General features: G+C 72.6%; 16 protein-coding genes. 1 reads left to right on the top strand and 15 read right to left on the bottom strand.

The annotated features are described in order from the left end of the window. Window positions 1-39: 39 nt before the first annotated feature. The 8 genes from BJ965_RS21425 to BJ965_RS21390 are packed head-to-tail and all read right to left on the bottom strand — an operon-like array spanning window position 40 to window position 10,088. The gene (locus tag BJ965_RS21425; protein ID WP_031106281.1) at window positions 40-651 is read right to left on the bottom strand and encodes a TetR/AcrR family transcriptional regulator; all 612 of its coding nucleotides are present in this window, start codon (window positions 649-651) and stop codon (window positions 40-42) included. Then, entirely contained in the window at window positions 639-1,373 is a 735-nt protein-coding gene (locus tag BJ965_RS21420) for an enoyl-CoA hydratase family protein (protein ID WP_184910123.1), read from the bottom strand. The genes BJ965_RS21425 and BJ965_RS21420 overlap by 13 nt, the downstream gene beginning before the upstream one ends. Then, complete coding sequence (locus BJ965_RS21415; RefSeq protein ID WP_184910122.1) at window positions 1,370-2,938, bottom strand: 4-coumarate--CoA ligase family protein; 1,569 nt, start codon at window positions 2,936-2,938, stop codon at window positions 1,370-1,372. The genes BJ965_RS21420 and BJ965_RS21415 overlap by 4 nt, the downstream gene beginning before the upstream one ends. 30 nt (window positions 2,939-2,968) lie before the next feature. Further along, window positions 2,969-4,105 carry an acyl-CoA dehydrogenase family protein gene (locus BJ965_RS21410; RefSeq protein WP_184910121.1) on the bottom strand — a complete coding sequence of 379 codons (1,137 nt, stop codon included), beginning with the start codon at window positions 4,103-4,105 and terminating at the stop codon, window positions 2,969-2,971. A 44-nt stretch (window positions 4,106-4,149) separates the two neighbouring features. Further along, entirely contained in the window at window positions 4,150-5,991 is a 1,842-nt protein-coding gene (locus BJ965_RS21405; protein WP_184910120.1) for an acetyl/propionyl/methylcrotonyl-CoA carboxylase subunit alpha, read from the bottom strand. 5 nt (window positions 5,992-5,996) lie between these two features. After that, a complete protein-coding gene (locus BJ965_RS21400; RefSeq protein WP_184910118.1) occupies window positions 5,997-7,595 on the bottom strand; it encodes an acyl-CoA carboxylase subunit beta in 1,599 nt (532 codons plus the stop codon). After that, window positions 7,592-9,262, bottom strand: coding sequence for an acyclic terpene utilization AtuA family protein (locus tag BJ965_RS21395; protein WP_184910116.1), 1,671 nt, complete (start codon window positions 9,260-9,262; stop codon window positions 7,592-7,594). The genes BJ965_RS21400 and BJ965_RS21395 overlap by 4 nt, the downstream gene beginning before the upstream one ends. Window positions 9,263-9,293: 31 nt before the next feature. Then, window positions 9,294-10,088: a TIGR03084 family metal-binding protein gene (locus BJ965_RS21390; protein WP_184910115.1), complete on the bottom strand. Its 795-nt coding sequence runs from the start codon at window positions 10,086-10,088 to the stop codon at window positions 9,294-9,296. 376 nt (window positions 10,089-10,464) lie between these two features. On the opposite strand from BJ965_RS21390, the gene BJ965_RS21385 reads away from it, so the two are divergent. After that, window positions 10,465-11,256, top strand: a complete 792-nt coding sequence (locus BJ965_RS21385) for a hypothetical protein (RefSeq protein WP_313666973.1) — start codon at window positions 10,465-10,467, stop codon at window positions 11,254-11,256. 34 nt (window positions 11,257-11,290) lie between these two features. Here the strand turns inward: BJ965_RS21385 and BJ965_RS21380 are convergent, their stop codons facing one another. The 7 genes from BJ965_RS21380 to BJ965_RS21350 form a co-directional block, all read right to left on the bottom strand. Next, on the bottom strand, window positions 11,291-11,893 hold the full coding sequence (locus tag BJ965_RS21380) for a DinB family protein (RefSeq protein ID WP_184910113.1): 603 nt from the start codon (window positions 11,891-11,893) through the stop codon (window positions 11,291-11,293). A gap of 93 nt (window positions 11,894-11,986) precedes the next feature. Continuing rightward, window positions 11,987-12,946, bottom strand: coding sequence for an EamA family transporter (locus tag BJ965_RS21375; protein WP_184910112.1), 960 nt, complete (start codon window positions 12,944-12,946; stop codon window positions 11,987-11,989). Window positions 12,947-13,108: 162 nt separating this feature from the next. Further along, window positions 13,109-14,245 carry a lipid II:glycine glycyltransferase FemX gene (locus tag BJ965_RS21370; RefSeq protein ID WP_184910111.1) on the bottom strand — a complete coding sequence of 379 codons (1,137 nt, stop codon included), beginning with the start codon at window positions 14,243-14,245 and terminating at the stop codon, window positions 13,109-13,111. Between the two features lie 120 nt (window positions 14,246-14,365). Further along, window positions 14,366-17,251, bottom strand: coding sequence for an FAD-binding and (Fe-S)-binding domain-containing protein (locus BJ965_RS21365; protein WP_184910106.1), 2,886 nt, complete (start codon window positions 17,249-17,251; stop codon window positions 14,366-14,368). Window positions 17,252-17,292: 41 nt separating this feature from the next. After that, on the bottom strand, window positions 17,293-18,135 hold the full coding sequence (locus BJ965_RS21360; protein WP_184910105.1) for a carbohydrate ABC transporter permease: 843 nt from the start codon (window positions 18,133-18,135) through the stop codon (window positions 17,293-17,295). A 7-nt stretch (window positions 18,136-18,142) separates the two neighbouring features. Further along, window positions 18,143-19,135, bottom strand: a complete 993-nt coding sequence (locus tag BJ965_RS21355; RefSeq protein WP_184910104.1) for a carbohydrate ABC transporter permease — start codon at window positions 19,133-19,135, stop codon at window positions 18,143-18,145. Window positions 19,136-19,236: 101 nt separating this feature from the next. After that, window positions 19,237-20,577 (bottom strand): ABC transporter substrate-binding protein, encoded by a 1,341-nt coding sequence (locus tag BJ965_RS21350; protein ID WP_184910103.1) that lies wholly within the window; start codon window positions 20,575-20,577, stop codon window positions 19,237-19,239. Window positions 20,578-20,672 lie beyond the last annotated feature (95 nt).

Here is a 20,672-nt window from a genome sequence, read left to right as displayed (position 1 = left end):
GCGGTATGCACACTCCGCGTCCGTGCTGCCACCAGCCCCTCAGCCCAGCGACTCCTCCAGCAGCCCCGCCCACTGCGCGACCACCCGTTCCCGGCGGGCCGCGTCGTCCGTGAGGAGGTTGGCGAGGCCCAGGCCTCGGGCCATGTCGAGGAGGCCCTGGACGGTTTCGCGGACGCCGGGGACGGATTCGTCGGCGGACAGCAGGTCGACGGCTATGCGGTGGGTCTCGCGGCCGACGCGGGATTCGAGTTCGGTGACACGGGGCCGGAGCTGCTCCTCGTTGGAGGCGGCGACCCAGAGGTGGAGGGCGGCGCGGAACAGCGGGCCGGTGTAGAGGTCGACCAGGGCGGCGACGACGGCGTGGCGGTCTCCGGCCGCGCCGTCGGGGAACAGGGCGCGCAGGGCGGTGGAGCGTTCCTCGGCGACGTACTCGACGGCCGCCGTGAAGAGGTCCTCGCGGGTCGGGAAGTGGTGCTGGGCGGCGCCGCGGGAGACGCCGGCGCGTTCGGCGACCACGGAGACCGTGGAGCCTGCCCAGCCGTGTTCGGCGAGGCAGGACACGGCGGCTTCGAGGAGCCGCTGCCGGGTGGCCCGGCTGCGGTCCTGCTTGGGGACTCTCTCCGCACGGTCGACCGTGCTCACACCACCCATGCCGGATCCCGTCGTTCGAGGAAGGCCGTCATCCCCTCGCGGGCCTGCGGGGAGGAGAACAGCCGGGCCGAGAGCGCGGTCAGGTCGGCGGCGTCCCGGTCGAAGGCTTCCAGCACCCTAGCCGTGAGCAGCCGCTTCGTCTCGGCCAGGGCGTCGGGGGCGGATCTGCGCAGGCCGTCCAGGATGGGGCCCAGGGCCGTGTCGACATCGTCCGCGCAGGTCGTGAGCAGGCCCGTCGCCTGCGCTTGTGCCGCGTCGAAGCGTTCGCCGGTGAGGTAGTGGCGGGCCAGGGCACGTGGGTTCGTGCGGGGCAGGAGCGGGAGGGAGATGACCGCGGGGGCGACGCCGATGCGCACCTCCGTGAAGGCGAAGGTGGCGTCCGTGGCGGCGGCGGCGATGTCACAGGCGGCCAGGAGGCCGAGGCCGCCCGCGCGGACGTGGCCGGTGACCCGGGCGACGACCGGCTTGGGCAGTTCGATGATCTGCCGCAGCAGGGCGACCAGCGCCTCGGGCGGGGGCGGGTCCTTGAGGTCGGCGCCGGCGCTGAAGGTGTTGCCGGTGTGGGTGAGGACGATCGCGCGGACGCCGGTGTCCTTGCCGGCGTCGGTGAGCGCGTCGGCCAGTTCGCCGACCAGGGCCGCCGACAGGGCGTTGCGGTTGTGCGGCGAGTCGAGGGACAGGGTCTCCACGGCACGGTCGCGGGTACGGGCGATCAGCGTCATGCGTTCTCCCTGAGCTGTCGGCGGAGGATCTTGCCGGAGGCCGCGCGGGGGACGCCGACGATGAAGGTGACGTGGCGTATCCGCTTGTAGGGGGCGACGCGTTCGGCGACGTACATCATGATCTCCGCCTCGGTGAGGTCCGCGGCGGAGGGCTGGCGGACCACGTACGCGTGCGGGACCTCGTTGCCGTCGGCGTCGTACCTGCCGATGACGGCGGCGTCGGCGACGCCCGGGTGGGTGAGGAGCAGGGCCTCCAGCTCGGCGGGGGCCACCTGGAAGCCCTTGTACTTGATGAGCTCCTTGACGCGGTCGACGACGAACAGCCAGCCCTCCCCGTCGACATGGCCCACGTCGCCGGTGTGCAGCCAGCCGTCGGTGTCGATCATGGCGGTGGTGGCGTCGGGGCGGCCGAGGTAGCCCTTCATGATCTGGGGTCCGCGGATGAGGATCTCGCCGGATTCGCCGGCGGGGAGGTCCTTGCCGGGGTCGTCGAGGGAGACGACGCGCATCTCGGTGCCGGCGACGAGTTTGCCGACGGTGCCGGGCGGGGCGTCGTTCATGGCGGCCAGGGGGACGACGTGCGTACCGGGCGACAGTTCGGTCATGCCGTAGGCCTGGCCGACGGGCGGCAGGCCGAGGCGCCGGGAGCAGGCGGCTGCGAGGCGGGCGTCCAGGGGTGCGGCGGCGCTGATGATGTACCGCAGGGACGACAGGTCGTACTGAGCGACGGCCGGGTGCTTGGCGAGGGCCAGGACGATCGGCGGGGCCACGTACAGGGCCGTGATGCGGTGGTTCTGGATGGCCGCGAGGAACTGCTCCAGGTCGAAGCGGGGCAGGACGACGACGGTGGCGCCCTGCCGCAGGGGCGCGTTCATCAGGGCGGTGAGGCCGTAGATGTGGAAGAAGGGCAGCACGGCCAAGACGCGGTCGCCCGGACCTGCGGGGATCGCCGGGTGGAGCTGGGCGAGGTTGGTGGCGATCTGCCGGTGCGTGAGCATCACGCCCTTGGGGATGCCGGTGGTCCCGGAGGAGTACGGCAGGGCCGCGACGTCCTCGGCGGGGTCGATGGCGATCTGCGGCTCGGGGGCCGCCGAGGCCAGCATGTCGATCAGGGAGCGGTGGCCGCTCGCGCCGTCGCACACGAATATCTCGCGTATGCCACCCGCGAGTTCGGCGGCCCGGCGGGCGACGTCCAGCAGCGGTGACACGGTGACGATCCAGCGGGCTCCCGAGTCCCGCAGTTGCTTGGCGAACTCGTCGGCGGTGGCGAGCGGGTGCACGGTGGTGACGGTGGCACCCGCGCGCGTGGCCGCGTAGAAGGCGGTGGGGAAGGCGATGGTGTTGGGGCTGTGCAGGGCGAGGACGTCGCCCTTGTGGACACCCGCCTCGGCGAGGGCGGCGGCTATGCGCCGGTGGAACCGGTCCACCTGCTCGTACGAGAGGGTGGTGCCGTCGGTGCCGTCGATCAGCGCCGGGGTGTCGCCGAACTCGGCGGCCCGGGCCAGGACCGCGTCGTGGATGGGCAGGTCGACGGGCGGGACATCTGCGTACTCGCTGCGGAACATTTCGGGTTCCTCCTCGCGGCGCGGGCCGTCTCAGTACGACTTGGGCAGGCCCAGTGTCTGGTGGGAGACGTAGTTGAGAATCATCTCCCGGCTCACCGGGGCAATACGAGCCACGCGCGCGGCCGTTATCAGCCGGGCCAGGCCGTACTCGCGGGTGAGGCCGTTGCCGCCGAGGGTGTGCACGGCCTGGTCGACGGCCTTCACGCAGGCCTCCCCGGCGGCGTACTTCGCCATGTTGGCAGCCTCTCCGGCGCCCATGTCGTCGCCCGCGTCGTAGAGGGCGGCGGCCTTCTGCATCATCAGGCGGGCGAGTTCGAGGTCGATGTGCGCCTGGGCCAGGGGGTGGGCGATGGCCTGGTGGGCGCCGATGGGGGTGTTCCAGACGGTGCGGTCGCGGGCGTACTCGATGGCCTTGGCGAGGGCGTGGCGGCCCATGCCGATCGCGAAGGCGGCGGTCATGACGCGTTCGGGGTTGAGCCCGGCGAAGAGCTGGAGGAGGCCCGCGTCCTCGTCGCCGACCAGGGCGTCGGCGGGCAGCCGTACGTCGTCCAGGACCAGTTCGAACTGCTTCTCCGAGGCGTTCAGTTCCATGTCGATGGGGCGGCGGGTGAAGCCGGGGGTGTCGCGCGGGACGATGAAGAGGCAGGGCTTGAGGCGGCCGGTACGGGCGTCTTCCGTGCGGCCGACGATGAGGGTCGCGTCGGCGATGTCCACGCCGGAGACGAAGACCTTGCGGCCGGTGAGGAGCCAGTCGCCGGTGTCCTGGTCGCGGCGGGCCGTGGTGGTGATGCGGTGGGAGTTGGAGCCGGCGTCGGGCTCGGTGATGCCGAAGGCCATGAGGCGGGTGCCGTCGGCGAGGCCCGGGAGCCAGGCCTCTTTCTGGGCGTCCGTGCCGAAGCGGGCGATCACTGTGCCGCAGATGGCCGGGGAGACGATCATCATCAGCAGGGGGCAGCCCGCTGCGCCGAGTTCCTCGAGGACGATGGAGAGTTCGGATATGCCGCCGCCTCCACCGCCGTATGCCTCCGGCAGGTTGACGCCGATGTAGCCGAGCTTGGCCGCGTCGGACCAGAGTTGGGTGGTGTCGCTCTCTCGTCCGCGGCGTTTGCCGAGTGCGGAGACGGCTTCTCGTAGGGCTTTGTGGTCTTGGGTCTCGATCGCGGTCATGTGACTCCTTCGTCGTGGCTGAGCGCGCAGTTCCCCGCGCCCCTTCAGGCCTCCTGCACAACCGCCAGCAACATGCCCGGCTCCACTTGTTGACCGGCGCTGACCGGCAACGAGGTCAGCGTTCCCGTCGCCGGGGCCGTGATCTTGTGCTGCATCTTCATCGCCTCCAGCCAGAGGAGGGGCTCGCCCGCCTTCACCGGAGTTCCTGCCGTGAGGCCGTCGGCGATGCGGACGACCGTGCCCGGCATGGGGGCCAGGAGGGAGCCGGGGGCGTGCTGGGCGGTGGGGTCGAGGAAGCGGGGCAGGGCGGTCAGGGCGGTGGTGTTGACGTACACGCGGTCGCCGTAGCGGGAGACCTCGAAACGGCGTTCCACCCCGTCCACGTCCAGGATCACCAGGTGCGCGTCGGCGTGCACCACCCGCACCCCCTCCGCCTCCAGGCCCTGCCTGCCGTGCCGGTAGCGGGCCTCGTGCTCCTCGCCCGCCATCAGGTACCGCTTGGTCTGCGGTTGTGAGGGGACATTGCGCCAGCCGCCGAAGCGGGAGCGGCCGTGGGCGTCGGCGAGGGCGGCGGCGAGGGGGGCGTGCGGGTCGGGGGCCGGTTCGGCCAGTCCGGGCAGATGGCGGTCGTAGAAGCCGGTGTCCATGCGGGCCGCGGTGAACTCGGGGTGCCGCAGGGAGCGGACCAGGAGGTCCCGGTTGGTGACGGGGCCGTGGATCACCGCGCGGTCGAGGGCGGCGGCCAGTCTGCGGATCGCCTCGGCACGGGTGGGGGCGTGGGCGACGACCTTGGCGAGCATGGGGTCGTAGTGGACGCCGATGTCGTCGCCGTCCGCGTAGCCGGTGTCCAGGCGTACGGCGTCGGGGACGGCCAGGCGGTGCAGACGGCCGGTCTGCGGTGCCCAGTCCCTGGCCGGGTCCTCGGCGTAGAGGCGGGCCTCGACGGCGTGTCCCCGCGCGTGTGGGGGGTCGTGCGCGAGGGCGTGGCCCTCGGCGACACGGATCTGCTCGGCGACGAGATCGACTCCGAACACCGCCTCCGTCACGGGGTGTTCCACCTGGAGGCGGGTGTTCATCTCCAGGAAGTGCGCCCGGTCGCCCGCGACGAGGAACTCCACGGTTCCGGCGCCGGCGTAACCCACCGCGCGGGCGGCCCGTACGGCGAGGGCGTGGACCTCCGCGTCGAGTGCGGCGGGCAGTCCGGGCGCCGGGGCCTCCTCGATGACCTTCTGGTGACGGCGCTGGAGGGAGCAGTCGCGGGTGCCGAGCGCCCACACCGTGCCGTGCGTGTCGGCGAGCACCTGCACCTCGACGTGCCGGCCGCCCTCCACGTACGGCTCGACGAACACCTCGCCGTCACCGAAGGCGCTCGCGGCCTCGGCCCGGGCTGCGGCCAACTCGGCGTCCAGGTCCGCCAGGTGCCGTACGACGCGCATGCCGCGGCCGCCGCCGCCCGCCGCCGCCTTCACCAGCACCGGCAGATCGGCCTCGGTGACCTCCCGCAGGGGCTCGATGCCCAGCAGCTCCTTGGCGCGCGTCTTGGACGCCATCGCCTCGATCGCCTCCGGGGACGGGCCGATCCACACCAGACCGGCGTCCCGGACGGCCCGCGCGAAGCCGGCGTTCTCGGAGAGGAAGCCGTACCCGGGGTGCACGGCGTCCGCGCCGGCGGCAAGGGCGGCCTTCACGATCAGGTCGCCGCGCAGATAGGTGTCGGCGGGCGCCGACCCCGGCAGCCGTACGGCGGTGTCGGCCACGCGCGCGTGGAGGGCGTTCGCGTCGGCGTCCGAGTGCACGGCGACGGTGCGGATGCCCAGCTCGCGGCAGGTGCGGACGACACGGCAGGCGATCTCGCCCCGGTTTGCGACAAGAACTGAAGTGATCATGGGCCTCACATCCGGAAGACGCCGAAGCCGCCGCGGGCGCCCTCGTAGGGGGCGGTGTGGATCGCGGACAGGCACAGGCCGAGGACGGTGCGGGTGTCGCGCGGGTCGATGACGCCGTCGTCGTAGAGCCGCCCGGACAGGAACATCGGCAGCGACTCGGACTCGATCTGCTGCTCCACCATGGCGCGCAGCGCGGCGTCCGCCTCGTCGTCGTAGGGCTGCCCCTTCGCGGCGGCCGACTGGCGGGCGACGATCGACAGCACGCCGGCGAGCTGCTGCGGGCCCATGACGGCGGACTTGGCGCCGGGCCAGGCGAAGAGGAAGCGGGGGTCGTAGGCGCGGCCGCACATGCCATAGTGGCCGGCGCCGTAGGAGGCGCCCATCAGCACCGACAGGTGGGGGACCTTCGAGTTGCTGACGGCGTTGATCATCATCGCGCCGTGTTTGATGATGCCGCCCTGCTCGTACTCCCTGCCGACCATGTAGCCGGTGGTGTTGTGCAGGAAGAGCAGGGGGATGTCGCGTTGGTTGGCGAGCTGGATGAACTGGGCCGCCTTCTGCGACTCCTCGCTGAACAGGACGCCCCGGGCGTTGGCGAGGATGCCGACGGGGTAGCCGTGCAGGGCGGCCCAGCCCGTCGTCAGGCTCGTCCCGTACAGCGGCTTGAACTCGTCGAAGTCGGAGGCGTCGACGATCCGGGCGATGACCTCGCGCGGGTCGAAGGGGCTCCTGAGGTCGCCGGGGACGACGCCCAGCAGCTCCTCCGGGTCGTACGTGGGCGGTTCCGAAGGCCCCGGATCCTCGTACGCCTTGCGGTGGTTGAGGCGGGCGACCACGCGGCGGGCCTGCCGGAGAGCGTCCGGCTCGTCGACGGCGAAGTAGTCGGCGAGGCCCGAGGTGCGCGCGTGCATCTCGGCGCCGCCCAGGGACTCGTCGTCGCTCTCCTCGCCGGTGGCCATCTTCACCAGCGGCGGGCCGCCGAGGAACACCTTCGCCCGCTCCTTGACCATGATCACGTGGTCGGACATGCCGGGGATGTAGGCGCCGCCGGCGGTGGAGTTGCCGAAGACGACCGCCAGGGTCGGGATCCCGGCGGCGGACAGCCGGGTGAGGTCGCGGAAGATGGCGCCGCCGGGGATGAAGATCTCCTTCTGCGACGGAAGGTCGGCACCTCCCGACTCCACCAGGCTGATGCAGGGCAGCCGGTTGGCGAGAGCGATGTCGTTGGCGCGCAGGGCCTTCTTCAGCGACCAGGGGTTGCTCGCTCCGCCGCGCACGGTCGGGTCGTTTGCGGTGATCAGGCACTCCACGCCCTCCACCACCCCGATCCCGGTGACGAGGGACGCGCCGACGGTGTAGTCGCTGCCCCAGGCAGCCAGCGGGGACAGCTCCAGGAACGGCGTGTCGGGGTCGAGGAGCAGCTCGATGCGCTCACGGGCGAGGAGCTTGCCGCGCCCCCGGTGCCGTGCGACGTACTTCTCGCCGCCGCCCGCGAGGGCCTTGGCGTGCTCGGCGTCGAGGGCGGCGAGCTTGGCGAGCATCTCCTCGCGGTTGGCCCGGTGCTCGGCGCCGGCGGGGTCGAGCGCGGAGGTCAGGACGGTCACAGCAGGGCCTCCGGTATCTCCAGGTGGCGGGAGCGCAGCCATTCGCCGAGGGCCTTGGCCTGCGGATCGAAGCGGTGCTGCGCGGCGACGCCGGCGCCGAGGATCCCCTCGACGACGAAGTTGAGGGCACGCAGGTTCGGCAGCACGTGCCGTACGACGGTCAGTTCGCGGCTCTCGGGGATGAGCTCGCGGAACCGGTCGGCGGTCAGCTCGTGCGCGAGCCACCGCCAGGCGTCGTCCGTGCGCGCCCACACCCCGACGTTGGCGTTGCCGCCCTTGTCGCCGCTGCGGGCGCCCGCGACCAGTCCGAGGGGGGCGCGCCGGGTGGGCCCGGGCTCCGGCGGCTCCGGCAGGGGCGGTTCCGGCACCGCGTCGAGTACGGCCGTGTCGTGGGCCGCAGGCACGGGGATCCGGGTCCCGTCGTTGAGGACGGCCACATGGTCGACTGCACCATGGGGGACGTACACATCCTCGAACACCCCATAGGGCGAGCCCTTTCCGGGTGGGGCCAGCACATGGAAGCCGGGGTAGCTGGCCAGCGCCAGTTCCACTGCCGCCCCGCTCAGCGCCCGCCCGACGGCCCCCTGGTCGGGGTCCCGTACGACGAGCCGCAGCAACGCGCTCGCCGTCTCCTCGGTCGGGGCGTCGGGGCGGTCGGTGCGGGCCAGCTCCCAGCGCGCGTCGGCGACCTTGCCCAGGGCCGGTTCCATCTGGTCCCGCACCAGGGCGGCCTTGGCCTCGATGTCGAGACCGGTGAGCACGAACACGACCTCGTTGCGGAAGCCGCCGAACCGGTTGAGCCCGACCTTGAGGGCGGGCGGCGGTGCCTCCCCGCGCACGCCCTCGATCCGCACCCGGTCGGGCCCGTCCTGGCTCAGCCGTACGGTGTCAAGCCGGGCGGTGACGTCCGGCCCCGCGTACCGGGCACCGGCCGTCTCGTACAGCAGTTGCGCGGTGACCGTGCCGACGTCGACGAAGCCGCCGGTGCCGGGGTGCTTGGTGATCACGCAGCTGCCGTCCTCGTGCAGCTCGGCGAGCGGGAAGCCGGGGCGGCGGACGTCGCCGTCCCGGAAGAAGGCGTAGTTGCCGCCGGTGGCCTGCGCCCCGCACTCCAGGACGTGCCCGGCGACCACGGCACCCGCGAGCCGGTCGTACTCCGTCGCGCTCCACCCGAAGTGCGCGGCGGCGGGCCCGGTGACCAGGGCCGCGTCCGTCACCCGCCCGGTGACGACGACGTCGGCGCCCGCCCGCAGACATTCCGTGATGCCGAAGCCCCCGAGGTAGGCGTGCGCGGCGAGCGAGCCCGGGTGGGAGGCGGTGAGGTCGTCACCCACCACATGGGCGACGCGTACCGGGATGCCCAGCCGGCCGGCCAACCGCCCCACCGCGTCGGCGAGTCCGGCCGGATTGAGCCCGCCCGCGTTGGTGACGATCCTGACCCCCCGCTCGTACGCGAGCCCCAGGCACTCCTCCACCTGCCGCAGGAAGGTGCGGGCGTATCCGGCGGCGGGGTCCTTCAGACGGTCCCGGCCGAGGATCAGCATGGTCAGTTCGGCGAGGTAGTCGCCGGTGAGGACGTCGAGTTCGCCGCCGGTGAGCATCTCGCGCATCGCGTCGAAGCGGTCGCCGTAGAAGCCGGAGGCGTTGCCGATACGCAGGGTCGTCACGAGGCCGCCCCCAAGCCGCTGTGCTCGGGCGTCACGAGCCGGCCTCCTTCGGCGGGCGTCCGCCGCCCGGTGGTCCCGCGAAGGCCTGCGCGATGTCCAGCCAGCGGTCGGCGTCGGGGCCGTCGGCCCGCAGGGCGAGGTCGGTGCGGTGGGCGCGCTGGGTGACCAGCAGGCAGAAATCCAGGGCGGTCCCGGTGAGGCGCTGGGCGGCGTCCTCGGGGCCGTACGTCCACAGGTCACCGGAGGGGGCGCGCAGTTCGACCCGGAAGGGGGCGGCGGGCGGGGTGAGGCCGTGCACACCGAAGGCGAAGTCACGGGTCCGTACCCCGAGCCAGGCCACATGCCGCAGCCGGTCGGTGGGTGGGCTCACCACACCCAGGGCCTCGGCCACATCCTGCCCGTGGGCCCAGGTCTCCATCAGGCGGGCCGTCGCCATGGAGGGGGCCGACATGGGCGGGCCGTACCAGGGGAAGCGCGCCCCGGGCGGGGCTGTCCGCAGCGCCTCCTCCAGTGCCGCACGGCCGCCGCGCCACCGGGCGAGCAGTTCGCCGGGCGGGAGTTGCGCGCTCTCCTCGGCGCCCTCGTCGACGAAGGAGTCCGGCGCGGCGAGGGCCTTCTCGACCAGCGTGTGGAAGCCGTCGGCGTCCGTGACGGCAAGCAGCGCCGAGTGGTCCGTCCAGGCGAGATGGGCGATCTGGTGGGCCACGGTCCAGCCGGGCGCGGGGGTCGCGAGCAACCAGCGCCGCGGGGGCAACCCGGCCACGAGGCGGTCGAGTTCCTCGCTCTCCTCGCGCAGATCGTCGATCACGGACGTCGGATCGGACACGGGGCGCTCCCCTCGGGGCACGGCGGTGTGCGGGGTGGTGCGGTATGCGGGGTGGTGCGGCGTGCTGAGGAGCATGGCAGCGGCACGAGAAACAATCAAGCGTGCTTGCATGAATTTGCGGCGGTGGCCGGAAGCGTGCTCTTCGGCGGCGAGATCAATACACTCCGGGGTGCGCTCGTTCCATTGGTCACGCGTCGGGGGAGACACAAGAATGAGCACCTGGAGCCCGGGCGGGCAGCCGCCGTACGACCCGAACGGTCCGCAACCGTACCCACCGCAGCCGGGGCCCTGGCCGCCCTCGCCCGGGCCGTACGCGCCACCGGGGGGCGGGTATCCGCCCCAGGTGCCGCCGCCCGGAAGCGGTTATCCACCCCATGTGCCCCACCCCCATGTGCCCCACCCGGTGCCACCGCCGCCGCCCGGCCCCGTCACGCGGCTGCGGCGGCGGATCGGGCCCGTCAACACCGCGCGCCGGGTGTTCAGGCCCTCCCGGCCGGACCTCGTCGAGGACGCGTTCGTCGCCCGCATGCAGAAGATCCGCACGCTGGTGGGGCTGGCCGCGGTGGTGTGGGTGTCGGTGAGCTACAAGGTCGGCAGCTCCCTGCGGGACGTCGCCGACGACCGCCTCGACCAGTCGTGGCACAGCGTGCTGGTGCTCTCGGTGACGTTCCCGGTGGTCGTGGGTGTCCTGCTGACGCTGACCGCCCCGTCGGCCCGGCGGGACCTGCTGCGCCGGGCCGCGAAGCCGTTCGGCGCGATGGTGGCCCTGATCGCCGCGGTCTTCGTGTTCCCGCTGATGGTCCTGACCGGCTTCGTCGAGGGGCGGTTCGCCACCAACCCGGCGATGACCGTGGTCACCTGGGTGGTCGTCGTGCTCGTCCTGGTGTGGGTGCTGCCGTTCATCGCCTGGGGCGTCGGCCTGGCGCTGCTGCACGTGTTCCGCACGGCCGACATCCACCAGACCATGCCGCCGCTGCTCGCCATGACGCTGGTGTGGGAGATGACGCTGATCGACCTGTTCACCGGGGCGTACGCGGGTGTGCCGGGGCCGGTACGGGCGGTGTTCATGCTCGGGGCGCCGTTGTCGGTGACCGCGGTGGGGCTGTGGGAGCTGCGCCGGCTGCGGGCGCATTACGGGATCACGGTGCGCGGGGTGCTGGTGCGCTAGCCCTCGCTCATACCCCCGGCCGGGGCCGCGGGACTCAACCGGCCGCGCCCGCTTGGCTCGCCGCCTCCTCCAGCCTGCGGTGATGGGCCTCCCACACGGCCCGGTCGCCAGGCGGCATGCTGCCCTTGCCCGGCGTCAGCCCGACCGACCCGTCGATGAGTTCACGCACGATGTCGGCGTGACCGGCGTGACGGCTGGAGTCGGCGATCACCCGCACCAGGAGGTGGTGCAGTGTGGCCTCACGCCGCTCCTCGGGCCACCACGGGACCCGCCCGACCGCGTCCAGCGGCAGCGCCGCGATCGTGCCGTCCGCATGCTCCCACGCCCGGCGGTAGAGCCCGGTGATGTCCTCGCGCGACTCGTCCGGGGTGGCCCACATGTCGGCGTTGGGTTCGGCGTCCTGCGTGTACCACCAGGGCGGTGGGTTCTCGCCGAAGTACGGTCGGCCGAAGGTGTCGCCGAAGTAGCCGAGCTCCACCCCCGCGGTGTGCTTGACCAGCCCCAGCAGATTGGTGCCGGTGGGTGTCAGGGGACGGCGGACGTCGTACTCCGAGAGCCCTTCGAGCTTCCAGAGCAGGGCGTCACGCGCCTCCTGGAGGTAGCGGAGGAGGTCGGCCTTGGGGTCCGATGCGGTCATGCGGGCAGTCTGGCACCCGGCACCGACAACCGGGCCGGGCCGGACAGGGGCCGCTTCCCTCGGCGGACGGCGGCCGCTTACTCCGCGAGGCGTTCAGCCCTCCAGGCCCGTACTCTCCAGCGCCGCCCGCTTCCTGCGGCCGCGGCCCACCTGGGTGCGCACCGCGCCCATGCTCGCCGCGACGACGAGGGCGATCGCGGCGGCCTCGGCGGCGCTGAGGGCCTGGTCGAGGATGAGGAAGCCGGCCGTCGCGGCGATGGCCGGTTCGAGGCTCATCAGGATCGCGAAGGTGGAGGCGGGCAGGCGCCGCAGGGCGAGGAGTTCGAGGGTGTAGGGCAGCACGGAGGAGAGCAGGGCGACCGCCGCGCCCAGGCCCAGCGTCACCGGGTCGAGCAGCTTCGTCCCCGACTCGGCGATGCCCAGCGGCAGGAACAGCACCGCCCCCACCGCCATGGCCAGGGCCAGTCCGTCCGCCTGCGGGAAGCGGCGGCCCGTACGGGCGCTGAAGACGATGTAGGCCGCCCACATGGCGCCTGCCCCCAGGGCGAAGGCTGCTCCTGTGGGGTCGAGCCCACTGAAGCCTCCCCCGCCGAGCAGGAACACACCGGCGAGGGCGAGCGCCGCCCAGACGACGTTGATCGCGCGGCGGGAGGCGAAGACCGAGAGGGCGAGCGGGCCGAGCACCTCCAGCGTGACGGCGGGGCCCAGCGGGATGCGCGCGACGGCCTGGTAGAAGAGGCCGTTCATCGCGGCCATCGTGATACCGAAGACGACGACCGTGCCCCAGTCGGTGCGCGAGTGGCCGCGCAGCCGCGGGCGGCAGACCAGGAGCAGGACGACGGCCGCGACCAGCAGGCGCAGGGCCACCACCCCGAGAGCGCCGGCCCTGGGCATCAGCGTGACGGCCAGGGCGCCGCCGAACTGCACGGAGATCCCGCCCGCCAGCACCAGGCCCACGGGCCCGAGGGAGCCGAGCCGGCCCAGGCCTGCGGGCGGCACAGTGGCGTCGGCGGTCGCGGACGGGGGTGAGGTGGCGGTCTCCGGCGTGGTCACGGGCGGGTCCTGTGCTTCGGGGGCGGTGTCAGGGGTGACGCGAATGTGCGGTGCGTACACCGGAATGCACTCAACGTACATCCCGATGCACTGCACAGTCCAGGGTAATGGACTTCGTCAGGTGCGTGAACCCCTTTTGCCTCTGTCTCGGGCCGTGAGACGTCAGCGGCGGCCGAGGTAGAGGTTCAGCGCCTTGTAGAGCAGCCGGTTGATCGGATAGTCCCATTCGCCGAGGTACTCCACGGCCTCGCCGCCGGTGCCCACCTTGAAGCGGAGCAGGCCCAGCAGGTGGCTGGACTCCTCCAGGGTGTCGGTGATGCCGCGCAGGTCGTAGACGGCGGCGCCGAGTTCGTGCGCGTCGGTCATCATGCGCCACTGCACGGCGCTGCTCGCCTGGACCTCGCGGCGGCGGCCGGTGGAGGCGCCGTAGGAGTACCAGACGTGGTCGCCGACGGTCAGCATGGTGGCCGCGGCGAGCACCTCGCCGTCGTGGTAGGCGAGGTAGAGCCGCATCCGGTCCGGGTGTTCGGCGGTGAGCGCGCTCCACATGCGCTGGAAGTACGGCAGCGGGCGGGGGATGAACCCGTCCCGTTCGGCGGTCTCGCCGTACAGCTCGTGGAAGGCCGGCAGGTCCCCCAGGTCGCCGCGCACGACCTTCACCCCGGCCTTCTCCGCCTTCTTGATGTTGCGGCGCCACTGCTGGTTCAGGCCGTTGTGGACGTCCTCCAGCGACCGGCCGGCGAACGGCACCTGGAAGACGTACCGGGGCTGCCCGGCAGCGAAGCCGTCCTCGCCCGAGGCCTCGGACTGCCGCCAGCCCATGCGGCGCAGACCGTCCGCGACCTGGCCCGCGCGCGGTTCGTACGACGTCGCCCGCACGTCGCGCAGCCGCCGGGCGGCCGGGTCCGCGATCGCCGCCTTGACCGTGTCGGCGCTCCAGCGGCGCACCACGACCGGCGGGCCCATCCGCACCGCGAAGGCGCCGCGCCGTCTCAGGTGCGCGAGCATCGGCTCCAGCAGCCGTTCGAGGCCGGGCCCGTACCAGTCGAGCAGCGGGCCCTCGGGCAGATACGCGAGGTAGCGCGGCAGCCCGGGCACCCGCGGCCCGGGCAGCGGGCGCAGCAGCACCAGTCCCGCGCCGACGAGCTGCCCGCCGTCGTCGAACCAGCCGAGGCTCTCCGCCTGCCAGTCGGGCTTCACCTCGCCCCAGGACGGGAGCTGGGTGTGGCTGGCGGAGGGGCGGGCCGTGACGAACGCGAGGTGCTCGTCACGGGTGATCGGCTGGACGCGGACGCTCATGCGCGGGCTCCTTCGAGCAGCGGCCCTCGACGGGCAGTGACTGGTGCCGTGAGCCTAGGAGCGGGCCCGTCCCTCCCAAGCTCAGACACTCGGGCGGGCCCGTGCCGTGGCCCGAACGCCTCACGCGCCCTCGCGCCGGAGGTCCTCCTCCAGCGCCTCGGCCAGCACCTCCGCCAGATGCCGGCCCCGCACACCCGCCAGCTGCTCCAGCTGGGTGCGGCAGGAGTAGCCGTCCGCCAGCACCACCGTGCCGTCCGGGGCGTCCCGTACGGACGGCAGGAGTTGCTCCTGCGCGCAGGCGGCGGACACCTCGTAGTGGCCCTTCTCGAAGCCGAAGTTTCCCGCGAGGCCGCAGCAGCCGCCGCTCAGTTCGCCGGTGAGCAGGGCCGCCTCCCGCAGCCGGCGGTCGGCGGCGTCGCCGAGCACCGCGTGCTGGTGGCAGTGGGTCTGCCCGGCCACCGGGCGGTCGACGCGCGGCGGTGTCCAGCCGGGGGCGTGGCGCTCCAGCGTCTCCGCGAGCGTGAGGACTTTCGCGGCGAGCCGGGCCGCGCGCGGGTCCTCGTGCAGCAGCTCGGGGACGTCCGTGCGCAGGGCCGCGGCGCAGCTCGGCTCCAGGACGACGACCGGGGCACCGGTCTCCAGGACCGGTTCCATCAGGTCGAGCGTGCGGCGCATGACGGCCCGGGCACGGTCCAGCTGCCCCGTCGACACGTACGTCAGCCCGCAGCAGACCCGGCCCCGGCCGCGCAGCAGGGACAGCGGGTCGAGGGCGACCGTCCTGCCGTCGCCCACCGGCGGTTTCTCCAGGCGCAGCGTCGGCGGCAGCGCCACCCGCAGCCCGGCCGCCTCCAGCACCCGTACGGCGCCCCGCCCCACGGCCGGTGAGAGGTGCTCGGTGAAGGTGTCGGGCCACAGGATCACCAGGTCGCCCTGCGCGGAGGCTCCGGGTGCCCTGCGCCGCTCCCACCACCGGCTGAACGTCCGCGTCGCCAGCCGTGGGATCTCCCGCTCGGGCGCGAGACCGCCCAGCCGTTTCGCCGCCCATGCCAGGGGCGGTACCGCGGACAGCGCGTTGACCAGCCACGCCGTGCGGGTGCGGGAGACCGCCCGGAGCCACTCCGGCAGGCGGCCCAGCGCGTGGTGTGCGGCGGGGCGGCGCCGGCCGGCGTAGTGCCGGTGCAGGAACTCCGCCTTGTACGTGGCCATGTCGACCCCGACCGGGCAGTCCGACCGGCAGCCCTTGCAGGACAGGCAGAGGTCCAGCGCGTCCCGGACCTCCTCCGAGCGCCAGCCGTCCGTCACCACATCACCGGCGAGCATCTCGTGCAGCAGCCGGGCCCGCCCACGCGTGGAGTGTTCCTCCGCGCCCGTCGCCCGGAAGGACGGGCACATGACGCCCGGGCCGGACACCGAGGTCGTACGGCACTTGGCGACGCCCACGCAGCGCCGCACCGCCGCCGCGAAGTCGCCGCCGTCCGAGGGGTAGCCGAAGGCCACGTCGACCGGCTCGCGGGGCAGGACGGAGAAGCGCAGGCCGCTGTCCAGGGGCGCGGGGCGGACGAGCATCCCGGGGTTGAGCAGGTCGTCCGGGTCCCACACGCCCTTGACCCGCTCGAACAGGCCGACCATCTCGGCCCCGTACATCCTCGGCAGCAGCTCCGCCCGCGCCTGCCCGTCCCCGTGCTCCCCCGACAGCGACCCGCCGTGCGCCACCACCAGCTCCGCGAGCTCCTCGGAGAAGCGGCGGAAACGGGCGACGCCGGGCGCCGTCAGCAGGTCGAAGTCGATCCGGACGTGGATGCAGCCGTCCCCGAAGTGCCCGTACGGCGTGCCGCGCAGCCCGTGCGCCGTCATCAGCGCCCGGAAGTCCCGCAGATACGCCCCGAGCCGGGCGGGCGGCACCGCGCAGTCCTCCCAGCCCGGCCACGCCTCGGTGCCGTCCGGCATGCGCGTCGCCGTACCGCTCGCGTCCTCCCGGATCCGCCACAACGCACGCTGCCCGGCCGGGTCGGTGACCACGAGCGCGTCCACGACGTCGGCGGCCCGCACGATCGCCTCCGCACGCGCGCGTGCCTCGACCGCCGACTCCCCGCCGGTCTCCACGAACAGCCAGGCCCCGCCCCGCGGCAGCGCGGCCGGGGACGGCACCAGGTCCGCGGCCATCCCCTCCACCGTGAGCGGCCCGAAGGGCAGCAGCCCGGCCGCCGCCTCGGCCGCCGCGCTCTCGTCGGCGTACGCCAGCACGGCCAGCGCACGCGCGCGTGGCGCCTCGACGAGGCGTACGACCGCCTCCGTCAGCACCCCGAGCGTGCCCTCGGAGCCGCAGAAGGAGCGGGCCACGTCGGCGCCGTTCTCCGGCAGCAGGGCGTCCAGCGCGTAGCCGGAGATGCGGCGGGGCAGCTCCGGGAAACCGGTGCGCAGCCGGGCGAGTTCCCCCTCGGCCAGTTCTCGCAGCCCGTCCGGTGCCCCGGCCCAGTCCCGCCCGAGCCGCAGCCGCCCGCCCCGCGCGGTGACGACGTCCAGCTCGCGCACGCTGTCCGCGGTCGTCCCCCACGCCACGGAGTGCGAGCCGCACGAGTTGTTGCCGATCATGCCGCCGAGCGTGCAGCGGCTGTGCGTGGACGGGTCGGGCCCGAAGCGCAGCCCGTGCGGGGCGGCGGCCTCCTGGAGCCGGTCCAGCACCAGCCCCGGCTGCACCACGGCCGTCCGCGCCTCGGGATCCAGGGCGACCAGCCGGTTCATGTGCCGGGTGAAGTCCAGGACGACACCGGTGCCGGTGGCCTGCCCGGCGATGGAGGTGCCTCCGCCGCGGGCGACGACGGGCACCTCTCGCTCCCGGCACACCGCGAGTACCGCCGCGACGTCGTCGGCGTCACGCGGAGCGACCACGCCCGCCGGGACCCGCCGGTAGTTGGACGCGTCCATGGTCGTCAGCGCCCGGGACGTGACGTCGAACCCGACCTCGCCCCGGACGACGGCACGCAGCTGTGCTTCGAGATCCGTCATGCGTCCAGGATGCATCCGGCCACTGACGGTGACGGCCCGGCTCAGCCCTTGACCGCGGAGCTGGCCACGCCCTCGACGAACCAGCGCTGGAAGAACGCGAAGACGATCAGCACGGGCAGCACCAGCAGCACTCCGAAGGCGAGGATCTGGCCCCAGTCCGGCGGCTGCTGGCCCTGGAAGACGCTCATCTCCAGGGGCAGGGGGCGCACGGACGGGTCGGACACCATCAGCACCGGCCACAGGAAGGAGCCCCACTGGATGAGGAAGGTGAGGATCGCGACCGAGGCGAACACCGGCCGGGACATCGGCACGATGATCGCGAAGAAAGTGCGCCAGGGTCCCGCGCCGTCCAGCCGGGCCGCCTCCTCGATGCTCGTCGGGATCTTCTTGAAGAACGTGTGGAACTGGTAGATCGCGAAGGCGTTGGCGACGAACGGCAGCGCCTGGATGAACAGCGTGTTGCGCTGGCCGTTGAACATGTAGAACAGCGGCACCGCCACCGACTCGAACGGGATCAGCATCAGCAGCAGGACCAGGGTGAACACCGCGTTCTGCCCGCGCCACTTCAGCCGTGTCAGCCCGTAGGCCGCCATCGAGTTGACGATCAGCCCGCCCGCCACCACCACGAACGACAGCAGCACCGACACGCCCATGAACTGCCAGAAGTAGCCGGTGCTCTCGGAGTTCAGGCTGTCGAGAACGGCTGTGTAGTTGTCGAAGGAGAGGTGGGTGGGCAGGAAGCCGGACAGGCCGTTCAGGACCTCGTCGGACGGCTTGAGGCTGCCGAGGAAGAGGTAGAGCGCGGGGAGGGCGAAGACGAACGCCAGGACGCTCAGGACGGCGTAGTCGAGGACGCGGCGTACGGGCGTACGGGTCATGGCCATGGGTCAGTCAGTCCTCGTTGTCGGGCCGGACGACGCGGCGCTGGACGATCGTCAGGGCGACGACGATCAGGAAGAACACCACCGTGACGGCCGAGGCCTGGCCGATGTTGTTCTGGTCGAAGGCCGTGGTGACGGCCTGGTACATCACCGTCCGGGTGGCGTCCTCGTCCAGGCCGCCGCCGCGGATGAGGATGTACACCTGGTCGAAGACCCGGAAGGACAGCACCGAGGTCAGCATCGCGACGAAGACGAGGGTGCCGCGGATGCCGGGCAGGGTGACGTGCCGGAACTGCTGCCAGCGCGAGGCCCGGTCCAGCTCGGAGGCCTCGTAGAGCTCGCCCGGGATCTGCTGGAGGCCGGCGAGCAGGATGACCATCTGGAAGCCGACGCCCTGCCACACCGACAGCACGATGATCGAGCCCATCGCGGTGAGGCCGTCACCGAGCCAGTCGAAGGCGCCCCAGTTGCCGAAACTCACCGTGTCCAGCAGGGAGTTGAGCATGCCCTGCTCGCTGCGGGCGAGGATCAGCCGCCAGATCACGGCGACCAGCGCCATGGGGAAGACCACCGGCATGAAGAAGAAGGACCGGAACAGGCCGATCGCCTTCAGCTTGCGGTTGAGCAGGATCGCCAGCGCCAGCGCCAGCCCCGTCTGGAGCGGTACGACGACGACGGCGAAGGTCAGGTTGTTCAGCAGCGCCCGCAGGAACGGGCCGGACAGGTCGGGGTCGGTGAACAGCCGCCGGTAGTGCTCCACGCCGAAGAAGGCGGGCTCCAGGGGCGAGCCGAGGCGGACGTTGTAGAAGGAGAGCACCACGGCGTAGCCGAACGGGATGCCGACGAAGGCGATCAGCCCGACGACGGCCGGGGCGGACATCAGCAGCCCGTGCAGCCGGTCACGGTTGCCGCGCGCGGGACGCGGGGGCTTGGCGGGGGGTGCGGACGAGACGGCCTGCGCCCGGCCTGGGGCCGCGACGTGCGCGGGTTCCACGGTTTTCACGGGAGGGGTCCTCTTCCCGGCGGGGCGGGCCCGGCCGGCACGCGGGCCGCGTCGCGGCACCACGTCACCGACGGCCCGCCCGGGCCGATGCGTCCTGCGGGTTACGGGATCTCGTAGCCGGCGTTGTCGGTGAAGTCCCGGTCGATGGCGCGGGCGGCCTTCCGCAGGGCTTCCTCGGGGTCGGCGCCGCCGTAGATCGAGTTCAGGGCCGTGTTGAACTTGGCGGTGACGGTGGGGTATCCGGCGGTCACCGGGCGGGTGACGGCGACACAGGAGGAGGTGATGTCGCTGTCGCCGCAGGGCGCCGCGAGCTGGTCGGCGAAGAGCTGGAGCGGGCCGCCCTTCTTGTAGAGGTCGCTCTTGGCCAGCGCGGTCTTGGTGGCGGGCACCGCGCCGTTGGCCTTCGTCATCGCGCCGACGTTGTCGTCGTTCAGCAGGTAGTCCAGGAAGGTGCCGGCGGCCTTGCCGTTCTTGCTGTCGGCGCCGATGCCCCAGGCCCACGAGCCCTGCCCGGTCTTGGGACCGTTGCCGAAGTCCGGCAGCGGCAGCACGGCGAGGTCGTCACCGAGGGCCTTGCTGTAGGCGGGGTAGTTCCAGTGGCCGACCCAGCTCAGCGCCACCTTGCCCTTGGCGAAGGCGTTGCCGTCGGTGTTGGGGTCGACGTAGGGCTTCCAGGACTGGAAGGTCTTCATCGCGGAGACGGCCTTCGGGCTGTCGAGGGCGCCCTCCGCCTTGCCGTCCTTCAGCAGCCCGCCGCCGGCCGACCAGACGATCGGGGAGAAGCCGAAGGTGCCCCACTCGGAGGCCAAGCCGTACTGCTCGGATATGTCGAGGACCTTGCCGTCGGAGTCCTCGCCCTTCAGCGCCTTGAGGGCCTTGCCGAACTCCTCGGCCGTCCAGGCGTCGTCCGCGCTCGTCGGGTACTTCACGCCGGCCGCGTCCAGCAGCTTCTTGTTGGCGTACATGCCGAGCCCTGCGTCGAACATGCCCAGGCCGTAGTGCTTGCCGCCGATCTCGCCCTGCGCCTTGATCGCGTCCGTGGCGTTGCCGAGGGTCTTGGCGGAGACGTGGCCGTCGACCGGGGCGAGCTTGCTGTTGTAGACGAAGTTCGCCATCGTCGGGCCGTCGAACTCCAGCACGTCCGGCAGTTCGGAGGCGTCGGTGGCGGTGATGGTCTTGGTGTAGTCCTTCTCGGGGATCAGCTTCAGCTCGGCCTTGACGGCGTTCTGCGAGGAGTTGAAGGACTTCACCGCGCTCTGCAGCGCGGCCGTCTCGCTCGCCTGGCCCTGGTGGGCCCAGACGCTGATGGTGCCCTTGCCGCTGCCCTCCTCGGCGGACGTGTCGCTGCCGCCCCCGCCGCCACAGGCGGCCAGCGCGGCCAGCGGCAGCAGGGCGAGGGCCGTCAGGCCCGTACGGCGGTGTTTTCCGTGGCCGGTGATCATGGTGGTGCCTCCGAGCGGGGTGTGCGGGTGGCTGCGCGGACAGTGGGGAGGGGCAGGGGGGAGGAGAGGGAGCAAGGGGGGAGCCGGGGAAGGAC

Origin of the sequence: Streptomyces luteogriseus, from assembly GCF_014205055.1 — a bacterium.
GTDB lineage: Bacteria > Actinomycetota > Actinomycetes > Streptomycetales > Streptomycetaceae > Streptomyces > Streptomyces luteogriseus.
The sequence above is the reverse complement of the archived record's forward strand: the minus strand, read 5'-3'. Positions and strand labels throughout refer to the sequence as shown.

Excerpts from the sequence above, each read along its gene's own strand:
- BJ965_RS21425 (WP_031106281.1), bottom strand. The coding sequence starts at position 651 with ATGGGTGGTGTGAGCACGGTCGACCGTGCGGAGAGAGTCCCCAAGCAG.
- BJ965_RS21420 (WP_184910123.1), bottom strand. The coding sequence starts at position 1,373 with ATGACGCTGATCGCCCGTACCCGCGACCGTGCCGTGGAGACCCTGTCC.
- BJ965_RS21415 (WP_184910122.1), bottom strand. The coding sequence starts at position 2,938 with ATGTTCCGCAGCGAGTACGCAGATGTCCCGCCCGTCGACCTGCCCATC.
- BJ965_RS21410 (WP_184910121.1), bottom strand. The coding sequence starts at position 4,105 with ATGACCGCGATCGAGACCCAAGACCACAAAGCCCTACGAGAAGCCGTC.
- BJ965_RS21405 (WP_184910120.1), bottom strand. The coding sequence starts at position 5,991 with ATGATCACTTCAGTTCTTGTCGCAAACCGGGGCGAGATCGCCTGCCGT.
- BJ965_RS21380 (WP_184910113.1), bottom strand. The coding sequence starts at position 11,893 with ATGACCGCATCGGACCCCAAGGCCGACCTCCTCCGCTACCTCCAGGAG.
- BJ965_RS21370 (WP_184910111.1), bottom strand. The coding sequence starts at position 14,245 with ATGAGCGTCCGCGTCCAGCCGATCACCCGTGACGAGCACCTCGCGTTC.
- BJ965_RS21365 (WP_184910106.1), bottom strand. The coding sequence starts at position 17,251 with ATGACGGATCTCGAAGCACAGCTGCGTGCCGTCGTCCGGGGCGAGGTC.
- BJ965_RS21360 (WP_184910105.1), bottom strand. The coding sequence starts at position 18,135 with ATGGCCATGACCCGTACGCCCGTACGCCGCGTCCTCGACTACGCCGTC.
- BJ965_RS21350 (WP_184910103.1), bottom strand. The coding sequence starts at position 20,577 with ATGATCACCGGCCACGGAAAACACCGCCGTACGGGCCTGACGGCCCTC.